This is a genomic window from Sphingopyxis indica (assembly GCF_900188185.1).
Lineage (GTDB): Bacteria > Pseudomonadota > Alphaproteobacteria > Sphingomonadales > Sphingomonadaceae > Sphingopyxis > Sphingopyxis indica.
Window position 1 is genome coordinate 189,805 of record NZ_FZPA01000002.1, and the last position, 12,648, is coordinate 202,452.

Sequence of the window (12,648 nt, forward strand, 5' to 3'; positions counted from 1 at the left end):
GAAATTTTCTGAATCGCCCGGTAACTTTTGTGCCGATTTGAATCGATTCGCGCCGGCGCTCGCGATCGGCGCGCGGAATCGGCGGCTCAGCTATAGCCTTTCAGCTCGTCGCCGGTCAGCGTCGCGACGTGGAGCACATTGGTCGATCCCGGCGTGCCGAAGGGAACGCCCGCCATCATCACCAGCTTCGACCCCGCCTGGCCGATGCCATGGCGCAACGCCATGCGCTTGCCCTTGGCGATCATCTCCTCAAAACTGCCGATGTCCTTCGTCGGCACGGCATGGGCGCCCCAGAGCAGCCCCATCCGCCGCGCCGCCTCGCGCTTCGGCGTCAGGACGAGGAGCGGCGCGCCGGGACGCTCGCGCGCGACCCGGCGCGCGGTCGAGCCCGACGCGGTGAAGCAGATGATCGCATCGGCGCCGATCGTCCCGATGATGCTCCCCGCCGCCTCGGCGAGCGCGTCGGCGGTCGTCGGATCGGGAAAGGTTTCGGTGAAATGGAGGCGGCGGAAATAATCGGGGTCGCTTTCGACCGAGCGCGCGATCGAATCCATCATCGTCACCGCTTCGACCGGCCAGGCGCCCGCCGCGGTCTCGGCCGACAGCATGATCGCGTCGGCGCCGTCGTAAACCGCGGTCGCCACGTCGCTCACCTCGGCGCGCGTCGGCGAGGGCGAGACGATCATCGATTCGAGCATCTGCGTCGCGACGACGACCGGCTTGCCCATGGCCCTCGCGGTGGCGACGATGCGCTTTTGCAGCGGCGGCACCGCCTCGGGCGGCAGTTCGACGCCCAGGTCGCCGCGCGCGACCATCGCGGCGTCGGCTATCTCGAGAATTTCCTCCAAGCGCGCGACGCCCGCGGGCTTTTCGAATTTGACGAGCAGCGCCGCCTTGCCGCCGATCAGCCGCCGCGCCTCGGCGACGTCCTCGGGGCGCTGGACGAAGGAGAGCGCGATCCAGTCGACATGCTGTTCGAGCGCGAAAGAGAGGTCGCGGCGGTCCTTTTCGGTGAGCGCCGCGAGCGGCACGACGACATCGGGGACGTTGACGCCCTTGCGGTCCGAAATGCGGCCGCCGACCTCGACGAGGGTCTCGATGCGATCCGCCGTGACCTGCTTGACGCGCAGCACCAGCTTGCCGTCGTCGACGAGCAGCCGCGTCTCGGGCTCGAGCGCAGCGAACAGTTCGGGATGCGGCAGGTGGACGCGCGTCGCATCGCCCGGCGTCTTGTCGGTGTCGAGGACGAAGCTCGCGCCCTTCGCAAGCTCGGCGGGCCCGTCCTTGAAGGTGCCGACGCGCAGTTTCGGCCCTTGCAGGTCGACGAGGATCGTCGACGGGCGGCCGGTTTCCTTTTCGAGCGCGCGGATCGCCGCGATCACCTTCGCATGGCCCGCATGGTCGCCATGGCTCATATTGACGCGGAAGGCGTCGGCGCCGGCGCGGTGCAGCGCCGCGATCATCTCCGGATTGGCACTCGCAGGGCCGAGCGTCGCCAAAATGCGCACCTTGCGCTGGCGGGGGGAAAAACTCTGGACCACGATTGCTCCGCTTGCCTGTTTGCCGTTACGGTGAGCGTGGCATGGCGCGTCGCGCCCGCCAAGGCAACCGCCGTATAGCTATTCAATTCGGTAAAGGAGATGAAGCCATGTCGTGCAGCGAGGATCGGGGCGACGGAACGGATGCGCTCGACACGCTCGACGATGCCGTCGCCGCCGCCGCCTTTCGCCGCCTCGTCCGCCTGCTCCGGCATCGTCACGACGCCGCGAACATCGACCTGATGGGGCTTGCCGGATTCTGCCGCAACTGCCTCGGCGACTGGATCGCCGAAGCGGGCGGCATCGACAAGGAAACCGGCCGCGCGATCATCCACGGTATGCCGGCCGCCGAATGGAAGGCGCGCTATCACGTCACCGCGACCCCCGAACAGCTTCGGCGGATGGAAGAAAGCATGGCCAAGAATCCCTGACCCGGCTACGGACGCGCCGGGGCGATTCTCGCCAGACCACATCCAATCCAGCGGAGCATAAAATGAGCGAAGCCACCACTGCCGACGAACAACTGCGCCTTTTCATCGAGCGCATCGAGCGGCTGGAGGAAGAGAAAAAGGGTATCGCCGACGATATCCGCGACGTTTACAACGAGTCCAAGTCGCAGGGTTACGACCCAAAGATCATGCGGCAGATCGTGCGCCTGCGGAAGATGCCGGTCCACGACCGCAAGGAAATGGAAGCGATCCTCGACGTGTATAAATCGGCGCTCGGTATCGACTGACGCGGGGGCGCACCGGCAAGGAGACGGAAGGATGTTCAGCACCACCACCAATGTCGTCGAGGGCCGTCCGGTCCGCGAATATCTGGGGATCGTCACCGGCGAGGTGATCGTCGGTGCGAACATCTTCCGCGATCTGTTCGCGAGCATCACCGACATCGTCGGCGGGCGATCGGGCAAATATGAGGACGTGCTCGCCCGCGCGCGCAAGGAAGCGCTCGGCGAGATGGAGGCGGAGGCGGCGAAACTCGGCGGCAATGCCGTGGTCGGCGTCGACATCGACTATGAAGTGCTCGGCCAGAACGGGTCGATGCTGATGGTCTCGGCGAGCGGCACCGCGGTCGTGCTCTGACGCCGCGGTTGTGCGCCGCACGCAGGCGCGCTAGGGGCGGCGCACGATTTTCCGCATCCGATGGAGGTAGGCCGTGGCCGGCCATAGCAAATTCAAGAACATCATGCATCGCAAGGGCGCGCAGGACAAGAAACGCAGCGCCCTTTTCTCCAAGCTCAGCCGCGAAATCACCGTCGCGGCGAAAATGGGCCTGCCCGATCCCGACGCCAATGCGCGTCTGCGCGCCGCGGTCAATGCCGCCAAGGCGCAGTCGATGCCCAAGGACAATATCCAGCGCGCGATCGACAAGGCCGCGGGCGGCGACGGCGACAATTACGAGGAAATCCGCTACGAAGGCTATGGCCCCGGCGGCGTGTCGCTGATCGTCGAGGCGCTGACCGACAATCGTAACCGTACCGCGACCAACGTGCGCACCGCCTTCAGCAAGAATGGCGGCAATCTCGGCACGTCGGGCAGCGTCAGCCACGGCTTCGACCGCCTCGGGCTGATCAGCTATCCCGCCGCGGCCGGCGACGCCGACACCATCTTCGAAGCGGCGCTCGACGCGGGCGCGGACGATGTCGAATCGTCCGAGGACGGGCACGACATCTGGACCAGCATCGACAGCCTGCACGAAGTCGCGAAAGCGCTCGAAGCGAAGCTCGGCGAGGCCGAGGGCGTGAAGCTCGCGTGGCGCCCGACGCTGAAGAGCGAAGTCGGCGACGAAGCGACCGCGCAGACCTTGTTCAAACTGATCGACACCCTCGACGACGACGACGACGTCCAGGCCGTGTGGGGCAATTATGAGATCCCCGACGCGGTGATGGAGAAATTGGGGTGACAAAGCCCTCCCCTCCCGCTTGCGGGAGGGGCCGGGGGTGGGCCGATGCACGGCGCGCCGCTTGCCCACCCCAAACCCCTCCCGCAAGCGGGAGGGGCTTCTGACATGATCGTCCTCGGCCTCGACCCCTCCTTGAGCTGCACCGGCTGGGGCGTGATCCGCGTCGAGGGCAGCCGGATCAGCCATATCGCCAACGGCCAGGTCAAGACCGACGCAAAGGCGCCGCTGCCGGGCCGGCTCGCGCATCTCGATACTGTGCTCGCCGCGGTGATCGCCGATCATGCCCCGGCGTGCGCTGCGGTCGAGGAGGTGTTCGTCAACGACAATCCGCAATCGACGCTGAAGCTCGCGCACGCGCGCGGGGTCGCGCTGCTCGCCTGCGCGCGCGCCGGCCTGCCCGTCGCCGAATATGCGCCGCGGCTCGTCAAGAAAGCGATCGTCGGCACCGGAGGCGCGGCGAAGGAGCAGGTGCAGGCGATGCTCCGCATCCTGCTTCCCGGCGCGAAGATCGCGGGCGCCGACGCCGCCGACGCGCTGGCGGTCGCCATCGCGCATGCGCATCACCGTCCGCGCTGATCGCGCGCGTCAGAAGGCGACGCTCAGCGACACGCGCGCCGAATAGTTGAGGTCGCTGTTCGCGCTCTTCTCGGCGCCCGCGGCGAGCTTCCACGTATAGTCCCAGCCCCCCGCGAGCAGCCGCAGCTCGCCCGTCCAGGCGTCGTCGAGCGCGTCGGGCGTGATCGTGAAGGGATCGCCGTCGGCGAAGCTCGCCTGCGTCACGCCGAGATCGCCCGAGAGCAGCGTCCGGCGCCCCGCCTCGACCTCGATCGTCAATGGGCGATAGTCGCGGTGTCGCGGCGCGAAGGCGTAAGAGACGGCCAGCGAGGTGATGCCCGACAGCGATGTGCTCGTCCGCTTGTCGACCGTCAGGTCGATCGCATCGCCGCCGCCGCTTTCGCTATAGCCGTCCTCCTGCAACCGATACCATTCGAGCCGCGCCTTGGGCTGGATCAGCAGCTGGCGCGACGCTTCAATGTCATAGGTGACGCCGCCCATTCCCGAAAAGAGCCAGCCCTTCCAGTCACCGTAGCTCGCATAGCTATAGTCGGTGTCGTTCGCGGTCACCGCGACCGTCCGCTCGCTCGCAAAGCTCATCTTCGCGGCGCCGAGCCGCGCGAAGGCATAGAGAGGCCCTTCGCCATCGGTGCGCCAGAAGGCGGCGAAATCGTGCTGGGTCGTGTCGATCGACTGCGTGCCGCCATTGTTATCGACCGTCCCGCTGAGCCAGGCGTAGGAGCCGCCGACGAAGCCGATGCCGGTGCGCCACTCGGCGCCGCCCGACAGGCCCCAGCCGCTCGTCTTGTACGCGCTCGTGCCGGTCGCGTCGCGATTGCTGCGCCACATCACCGGCTCGAACCACGCCGCCATCTCGCCATCCTCGGTCACGTCGAAGATCGAGTCGCGGTCCATCACATGCTGCGCGACGAGCCGCGACGCGCGCGTCGCGCTGTCGAACAGGCCGCCGGCATGGTCGGGCAGCATCTGCGACACCTGCGTCTGCAACGTGTCGCCGTCCATGATGTCGAGGAAGCTCTGCGCGATCACATCGTCCTCGACCGCCGCGGTCAGGATCGCGTCATAGGCGCTGCTGCCGGCACTGTTCAACCCGACCTCGTCGGCACTCTTGCGCCGGATGTCGAGCGTCAGCTGATTATCCTCGACGCTGACCGATCCGGCATAAATATAGGGAAGCTGTGTCGTCGTATCGTCGAATGTCGGGTCGCCTTCGATGGTCCCGGCGCTGAGGATCACATAGCTCCCCTCCGCGCCGACGAGCGAATTGATCGTCGCCGAAACGGTAGCGCCGCTCTCGAAAATCGCGGTGTCGGCGACGATCTGCGAACTCGTGCCGGTATCGCCGTCGATATAGGCGTTGAGCGTGCCGCCCGAACCGATCGTCAGCGATCCGACGGTGAAGGTCTTGACGCCGTCGGCGCCGAACGTCCCGCCGTTGACGACGATCGACGAGGCGTCGCCATTGGCGATCGTGCCGAGAAAGGTCGCGTCATCGGCGAGCGTCAGCGATCCCGCGAGCCCCGCGAAATCGAGCGTGCCGACGAAAGCGGCCTCGCCCGACAGCGCCGCGAGCGCCGCGCCATCGCCGAAATAGACCTTGCCCTTGTAATAGGCCTCACCCGACAGCAGCAGGCTGTCGTCGCCGTCGTTGAAAATCGTGTTGCCGACGATCCATCCGGCGTTGGCGGCCAGCGTATCGTCGCCCGAGCCAGTGACGATGTTGCCCGTGATCGCGGTATAGACCGTGGTGTCGGTTTCGCCCTCGTCGAGGTCGGCCTCGATCTCCTCACGCGTCGCGATGTCCGCATCGTTCATATATTGGGTGATGGTGACGTCGTCGGTCGCCGCCGACAGATTGATCGCGTTGACAACGTCGGTGCTCGACCCGGTCGCGGTGATGAAGCCGGTATTCTCGATCGTCGTCAGCGTCCCCGACAGGTCGAGGATGCCGTAGGCCGCGCCCTCGCCCTGCGAGTTGATCGTCGCCTTGATCGTGCCGCTGTTATAGAGCGTGCCGACTGTCACGCCCTCGTTGATCAGCAGCGCCGTTGCCGCCGAATCCTGCGTGACCGCGGCGACCGTGCCGGTCACACCGATCCCGCCCGGCAGCTCGACCGTGCCGCCCTGCCCGCCGATCACGATGCCGAAAGCATCGGTCGAGCTGTAATTGGCGGTGCCCGTCACCGATCCCTCGATGAGCAGCGAATAGCTGCCGTCGCTCGCCGGGAGCGCACCGATCGTGATGTCCTCGTCGCCGCCGATCTGCATCGCAGGGCCGTTGCCGAAGGAATAGACCGAGCCCGTCCCTTCCTCGCTGTCGTCGATGCCGTCGCCGTCTTCGTCGTCATTATCCTCGTCGTCGTCGGCGGGCGGCGCCGCGACGACGATGCCGCCGTCGACATTGCCCGCGATCGACACCGCGGGCGCGCCGAGCCGCAGGTCGAAGCGCGAGACATAGACGGTGCTGTCGTCGTCATAGGTGAAGGAGGTCGTCTGGCCGACGATTCCCTGCAGCCGCACCGTGCCGCCGACATCGCCGGTAATGTCGAGCGCACTCGCGCCGGCCCCGGTCACCGTCGTCGTTCCCTCCATCACGACGTCGCCGGTGACGTCGGCGACGCGCACGCCGACCGAATCGTCGCCGACGACCCGGATCGTCCCGTCCTGCACCAGCGAGCCGTCGAGCGTCGAGTCGATCACGATGCCGCCCGAGTTCAGGCCCTCCACGGTGATCGTGCCCATGTTCTCGATCGTCCCCGTTATCGCGCCACCCGCCGCGACGTGGATGCCATAGCGGTCGCTCGCCGATGCGAGCGCGCCGTCGGCGATACCGTTCGCATCCTCGTCCTCCGGCTCGAAATCCTCGAGGACCGAGATGGTGCCGCTATTGGAAATGGTCGTGGTCACGCCGGGTTCGACCAATATGCCGGCCGCGCCGTCGCCTTCGCCCGCCGTGACCTGTCCGGGTTCGTCATCGCTATCGTCGCTGTCGTCGTCCTCGATCGTCACCTCATTGTCGCTGTCGACGGTGATCGCGGCGCCCGAGGCAACCGCGAGCTCGGCATCTTTCGCGATCGTAATGTCCCCGGCGGACGAGGTTTTGAGCGGCGTGCTGCTGTCGGCGCTGACCGTCGTGTCGGCGGCGGCGGGCGCCTGGGCGAGCGCCACGATGAGGGAAGAAAGACAGATTGTGCCGAACAGCCGACCCGATTTCATTGCGTAATCCTTGAAAATTGCTGGGGCGATGAACAGGCCGCGGATCGCCGCGACGCGCGGCGGGTTCGAACCAGGGACGGTCATTGAAGGCGGCCTGCTCATCGAGCGACAAACGGGGAGCGCGGCAAAACCCTTCGCGGGCGAGGCGATTTTTTTGTGCCCGCGCGTAAATCGGCCGTTCATCGCGGGCGACCTAGCGCTTGGGCGTTGCTGTCAGTCTGCGGGTCGCCGGTGTCGCTTCAGATATCTCTCTTCGCGCGCGAGGACGCGCCGGCCTGCGACGCCCCCGCCGCCCCCGCCCCCCTTTGCGATTCCGACGATCTCGACGCGCTGATGGCGCGCGTTGCCAGGGGCGACGCCGACGCGTTCGGCGCGCTCGTCGATCGCTATAGCGCGCGCCTCTATCGCCTCGCGTGGCGCCTGCTGGGCGATGCACAGGAAGCCGAGGATGCGGTGCAGGATTGCTTCGCGCGGCTGTGGCAGGGCGCGCCCGGCTGGCAGGCGCGCGGCGGCGGGCTCGCCACCTGGCTGCACCGCGTGACCGTCAACCGCTGCCTCGATCGGCTGCGTCGATACCGGACCGTCGCCGACGAGGAAGCCGTCGCCGCAGTCGAAGACATATCGCCCGGTCCCGAGCGCCGGCTTGCGATGCACCGGCTGCAAAATGCGATCGAAGCCGCGCTTCATGCGCTTCCGCACCGCCATCGCGCCGCACTTGTGCTATGCTATCTCGAAGGCTTTTCGAACGCGCTGGCCGCGGAGATGTTGGGCCTGAACCTGAAGGCGATGGAATCGCTGCTCTTTCGGGCGCGGCGAAGCCTGCGCGAGCGATTGGAGCAAATGGGCGTGGCGGTCGAGGATCTGGAGTTGCTGGCATGAGCGGCCGGATCGAAGAAGCGAAGGACGCGGCCGCGGCGCGCGCGCTGTCGCGCCTGGCCGAACCCGCGGTGCCCGAGGGGCTCGCCGCGCGCATCAAGGCGCAGGCGACCGCGCTGCCGCAGGCGGCTGGTCAGGCTGCCGAACCCGTTGTGGCCGCACCAGAGGCTGCCTCCGCCCTCGCCTCGCCCCGTCCACGCCGCTGGCCGGCCTATGCCGCGGCGGCGTCGGTCGCCGTCGCCATCCTCGCCTGGGCCATGCTGCCGTCCCGCCCGCACGACGCGACGCCGATTGCGCCGCAAGTCGTCGACAGCACCCCATCCTCTCCAGCCGAAGCGCCGAAAACTCCCGTTCAGATAGAGGCACCGGCTCCCGCCGCACCGGCACCGAAGCTCGCCGAGCGGCAGAAACCCGCGAAAAAGACGGCGCCGGCGCCCGAACCGGTGCCCGCACCGCCCGCAGCCGGACCCGCGGCGGTCGAGCTGGCGACCAAGGCGCCCGAATCCGCCCCGCCTGCGCCGCCCGGCGAAAGTCCGCAGGAGCCCGAGCTTGCCCAGACCGGGCCGCAACTGCCCGCCGAGAACGACAATGTCACCGGATCGGTTTATGGCCCGCCTGCGCCGACCGGGCTCGGCATCGCCGGATCGGCCGGCGCGCGCCCCGGTGCGCCGATGGGGGGACATCGGGGCGGGCCGCCGCCAGGCGGACCGGGGCCACGCTGATCGATCCCGCCGAAAAGGAACTCACGGGGATGTGTCTCCGTTAGGACAGCGAAAGGGAATGATCATGCCGAACCGCTTCCAACGCTTTCCCCTGCTCCCTGCGCTCGCCGCGTCGCTTGCGGCCGGCGCCGGTCTCGTCGCGCTGTGGCGGAAACACCGCAATACACGGACACCCGCGCCCGCGCCACGCCACGGCGCCGCCTTCGCGGACCACGAAACCGATCCCGAAAACGCCACCCAGACGCGCTCGGCCGGCCCCGGCGCGATGCGCGACGGGGCGCAGCGGCGCTGGGACAATGTCGACGAAGCGAGCGACGAATCCTTCCCGGCAAGCGATCCGCCGGCCTATTGACCCGTCGAAGCGGCGGGGGGCGAGCGTCCGCCCGCCCCCGGCCGCGCGGATCAGCGTCCGACCGGCGCCGAAACCTCTGGCAGATTCTTCTTGGTCCAGTTCGACCGCTCGATCACATAGGCGCGGATCGCTTCGGCATCGGCGGGCGTCAGCACCTTCGCAAAGCTCACCATGCCGCGGTCCTTCAGCGCGCCGTCGAGCAGCACGCTCTTCCACGCATCGGCATTGCCGAGCGTGCCCGAGACGCGCAGGTCGGGGGTGAAGCCGTTGCCGATCGCGCTGTCGCCGTGGCAGACTTGGCAATAGCGGCCGAAATGCGCCTTGCCCGCGGCGATCTGTTCACCCGTACCGATCGGAGCCGGCGGATTCCACGCGAGCTTGGTCGTCGGTGCCGGCGGCAGTTCGACCGACCCGCCGAGCTTGAGCACGACGAGGCGCGGAATATTGGGCACCTTGCGCGCCGCGCCGCCGGCAATTCCTCCGGCGAGCGGGAAGGCCCCGCCCTTGCTGGTCATGAAGGCGACATATTGAACGCCGCCGACGCGGAAGGTTGATGGTGCGCCGACGATTCCCGACTGCATGTCGAGGTCGAGCAACTGCTTGCCCGTATCGGCGGCATAGGCGCGGAAGCGGCCGAGGCTGGTGCCCTGGAACACCAGATTGCCCGCGGTCGTCATCGTGCCGCCGTTCCACGCCGCGGGATAGTCGACGCTCCACGCCACCTTGCCCGCGCGCGGATCGAAGGCGACGAGACGGCCGGTGGTCGCGGCGATCGCCGCCTTGAACGCCGCGGCGTCGTCGGGGAGCATCGTCCCCGAAAGCGAGGTGCCGACATTGAAACCGAGCACCTTCCTCTTGTCGAGCTCGGTCATGTCCTGAAGATAGCCCTGCGGCACCTGCTGCGCGGGGATATAGACGAGGCCGGTCGCCGGGTTGAAGCTCATCGGATGCCAGTTGTGTGCGCCGAGCGCGCCCGGAATCGCGATGAACGGCTTGCCGGTCTTGTAATAGCGCGCCTCGGGGTTCTCGATCGGGCGGCCGGTCTTGAGGTCATAGCCCGTCGCCCAGTTGATCCCGTCGACGAAGGGTTCGGCACCGACCAGCTTGCCGGTCGTGCGGTCGATGGTGAAGAAAAAGCCGTTCTTCGGCGCATGGTAGAGCACTTTGGTCGGCCGCCCATCGACCTGCTGCTCGGCGAGGATGATCGGCTGGGTCGCGGTATAGTCCCACGTCTCGGCCGGGGTTTCCTGATAGTGCCATTTATAGGCGCCGGTGTTGGCGTCGAGCGCGACGATCGAGGAGAGGAACAGATTGTCCCCGACCCCTTTCGAACGCGTGCCATGGTTCCACGGATTGCCGTTGCCGACCCCCAGATAGATCTGGTCGAGATCCTTGTCATAGACGATCGCGTCCCAAACGGTGCCGCCGCCGCCCGACGTCTTCCACTCACCCTCGTCGGACCAGGTCGGGGCCGCCTTCGATGCCAGTATGTCGTCGCTCGCCGCATTGTCGGGGCGCCCGTTCGGGTTGGGCACGGTGTAGAAACGCCATTTCTGCTTGCCGGTGTCGGCGTCATAGGCGGTGACGTATCCGCGCACGCCGAATTCGGCGCCGCCGTTGCCGATCAGCACCATATCCTTCACCACCCGCGGCGCGCCGGTGATCGTATAGGGCTGGCGCACGTCGAAGGTCTGCGTCGACCACAGCTCTTTGCCCGTCTTTTTGTCGAGCGCGATCAGGCGGCCGTCGATCGTGCCGACGAACAGCTTGTCGCCCCACAGCGCGACGCCGCGGTTGACGACGTCGCAGCAGGCGTTGACCGCGCGGTCGCCGGGGACCTGCGGGTCGAACGCCCATAATTTCTTGCCGGTCGCCGCGTCCCAGGCATCGACCTTCGACCAGGCGTGGCTGACATAGAGCACCCCGTCGACGACGACGGGCGTTGCCTCCTGCCCGCGCGCATCGTCGAGGTCGGCGTACCAGGCGATGCCAAGCTCGCCCACATTCCTGTCGTTGATGTCGGTGAGCGGGCTGAATCGCTGCTCGTCATAGCCATAGCCGATACCGGCCCAGTCGTCGCCATTGCCGCCGGTCTTGAGCAAGGCTTCGCTCGCCTGCTCGGCGGGGTCGAGGGTCGAAACGCTGCTCGTCGCGTCGCCGTCGTCGGTGGTCGATGCGTTGCAACCAGCCAGAATCAGAGCCGCACCGCCCAGCAGCGCGGCACTCCACACCCGTTTCGCCATGTCTCTCTCCCTCGGCGCCTTACTTGACGTTTACGTCAAGTCTGCGCGCAAAGGAGAGCCGGTGCAAGCGGGAAATGGGGGAGGGAGGCAATCCCCTATCGTCACCCCGGACTTGATCCGGGGTGCACGAAGGTCAGCCCTGCGCTGGAAGTTCATGGATCCCGGATCAAGTCCGGGATGACGAAAAACAGTCGGGCTGATCAACTTTGCCAGGGCGGCGCGTTCAGCCCCTTCGGACTCGCGGTGAAAATCTCGCAGCCGTCCTCGGTAATGCCGATGCTATGCTCGAACTGCGCCGAGAGCGAGCGGTCGCGCGTCACCGCGGTCCAGCCGTCGGACAGCATCTTCACGGCATATTTGCCCGTGTTGATCATCGGCTCGATGGTGAAGAACATGCCGGGGCGCAACTCGGGGCCGGTGCCGGGGCGTCCTGCGTGGACGACCTCAGGCGCGTCGTGGAACATCTGTCCGACGCCATGGCCGCAGAAATCGCGCACCACCGAATAGCGGTGGCGTTCGGCGTGACTCTGGATCGCGTGGGCGACGTCGCCCATCGTGTTGCCCGGCTTAGCCTGCTCGATACCGAGCATCAGGCACTCATAGGTCACATCGACCAGCCGCCGCGCCTTGATCGGCACCTCGCCGACGAGATACATACGGCTCGTGTCGCCGTGCCAGCCGTCGACGATCGACGTCACGTCGACATTGACGATGTCGCCTTCGCGCAGCGGCTTGTCGTCGGGGATGCCGTGGCAGACGACATGGTTGATGCTGGTGCAGCAGCTGTGGGTGAAACCGCGATAGCCCAGGGTCGCGGGGATGCCGCCGCCCGCGAGCATCATCTCGCGCACCTTGTCGTCGATCGCGCCGGTCGTCACGCCGGGCTGGATGAAGGGAACGAGCGCGTCGAGGATCTCGGCCGACAGCCGCCCCGCCTTGCGCATCCCGGCAAAGCCCGCCGCATCGTGCAGCTTGATCGTGCCGTCGCGCACCGCGGCAGGGGCGCCGGCTTCGTCGGCGGTTACGGAGATATAGTTATACATGGGGCCAATATAGGTGCGGGGGCGGCAAAAAGCGAGGGTGGTAAGCCCCTCCCCTTCAGGGGAGGGGTTTGGGGTGGGGCCATCGGCCTTGCGCAAGGCCTGTAAGCCCACCCCGCTGCGACCAGGTCCGGCTTCGCCGTACCAAGTCTCGCTGCCCCTCCCCTGAAGGGGAGGGGC

At 67.2% G+C, this 12,648-nt stretch carries 12 protein-coding genes; 8 read left to right on the forward strand and 4 right to left on the reverse strand.

Going from position 1 to position 12,648, the window contains the following annotated elements; genetic code table 11:
• Positions 1-86: 86 nt before the first annotated feature.
• Positions 87-1,541, reverse strand: coding sequence for a pyruvate kinase (gene pyk, locus CHB69_RS05205; RefSeq protein WP_089214934.1), 1,455 nt, complete (start codon positions 1,539-1,541; stop codon positions 87-89).
• Positions 1,542-1,648: 107 nt separating this feature from the next.
• Between pyk and CHB69_RS05210 the strand changes: the two genes are divergently transcribed.
• The 5 genes from CHB69_RS05210 (at position 1,649) to ruvC (ending at position 4,019) form a co-directional block, all read left to right on the forward strand.
• The gene (locus tag CHB69_RS05210) at positions 1,649-1,969 is read left to right on the forward strand and encodes a DUF1244 domain-containing protein (protein ID WP_089214935.1); all 321 of its coding nucleotides are present in this window, start codon (positions 1,649-1,651) and stop codon (positions 1,967-1,969) included.
• 62 nt (positions 1,970-2,031) lie between these two features.
• A complete protein-coding gene (locus tag CHB69_RS05215; protein WP_089214936.1) occupies positions 2,032-2,274 on the forward strand; it encodes a DUF2312 domain-containing protein in 243 nt (80 codons plus the stop codon).
• Positions 2,275-2,305: 31 nt separating this feature from the next.
• Positions 2,306-2,623 (forward strand): YbjQ family protein, encoded by a 318-nt coding sequence (locus CHB69_RS05220; RefSeq protein ID WP_089214937.1) that lies wholly within the window; start codon positions 2,306-2,308, stop codon positions 2,621-2,623.
• A 73-nt stretch (positions 2,624-2,696) separates the two neighbouring features.
• The gene (locus CHB69_RS05225; protein WP_089214938.1) at positions 2,697-3,443 is read left to right on the forward strand and encodes a YebC/PmpR family DNA-binding transcriptional regulator; all 747 of its coding nucleotides are present in this window, start codon (positions 2,697-2,699) and stop codon (positions 3,441-3,443) included.
• A 105-nt stretch (positions 3,444-3,548) separates the two neighbouring features.
• Positions 3,549-4,019, forward strand: a complete 471-nt coding sequence (gene ruvC, locus CHB69_RS05230) for a crossover junction endodeoxyribonuclease RuvC (protein WP_089214939.1) — start codon at positions 3,549-3,551, stop codon at positions 4,017-4,019.
• A gap of 9 nt (positions 4,020-4,028) precedes the next feature.
• Here the strand turns inward: ruvC and CHB69_RS05235 are convergent, their stop codons facing one another.
• Positions 4,029-7,319: an autotransporter outer membrane beta-barrel domain-containing protein gene (locus CHB69_RS05235; RefSeq protein WP_089214940.1), complete on the reverse strand. Its 3,291-nt coding sequence runs from the start codon at positions 7,317-7,319 to the stop codon at positions 4,029-4,031.
• 147 nt (positions 7,320-7,466) lie between these two features.
• On the opposite strand from CHB69_RS05235, the gene CHB69_RS05240 reads away from it, so the two are divergent.
• The 3 genes from CHB69_RS05240 to CHB69_RS05250 all read left to right on the forward strand — a co-directional run bounded on the left by CHB69_RS05240 (position 7,467) and on the right by CHB69_RS05250 (position 9,185).
• Positions 7,467-8,114, forward strand: coding sequence for a sigma-70 family RNA polymerase sigma factor (locus CHB69_RS05240; RefSeq protein ID WP_212541891.1), 648 nt, complete (start codon positions 7,467-7,469; stop codon positions 8,112-8,114).
• Positions 8,111-8,833 carry a hypothetical protein gene (locus CHB69_RS05245; protein WP_089214941.1) on the forward strand — a complete coding sequence of 241 codons (723 nt, stop codon included), beginning with the start codon at positions 8,111-8,113 and terminating at the stop codon, positions 8,831-8,833. Before CHB69_RS05240 ends, CHB69_RS05245 begins: the two co-directional genes overlap by 4 nt.
• Before the next feature lie 64 nt (positions 8,834-8,897).
• Positions 8,898-9,185, forward strand: coding sequence for a hypothetical protein (locus CHB69_RS05250; RefSeq protein WP_089215087.1), 288 nt, complete (start codon positions 8,898-8,900; stop codon positions 9,183-9,185).
• Between the two features lie 50 nt (positions 9,186-9,235).
• Here the strand turns inward: CHB69_RS05250 and CHB69_RS05255 are convergent, their stop codons facing one another.
• The gene (locus tag CHB69_RS05255; protein WP_089214942.1) at positions 9,236-11,428 is read right to left on the reverse strand and encodes a PQQ-dependent dehydrogenase, methanol/ethanol family; all 2,193 of its coding nucleotides are present in this window, start codon (positions 11,426-11,428) and stop codon (positions 9,236-9,238) included.
• A 200-nt stretch (positions 11,429-11,628) separates the two neighbouring features.
• Entirely contained in the window at positions 11,629-12,471 is an 843-nt protein-coding gene (gene map / locus CHB69_RS05260; protein WP_089214943.1) for a type I methionyl aminopeptidase, read from the reverse strand.
• Positions 12,472-12,648: the final 177 nt, after the last annotated feature.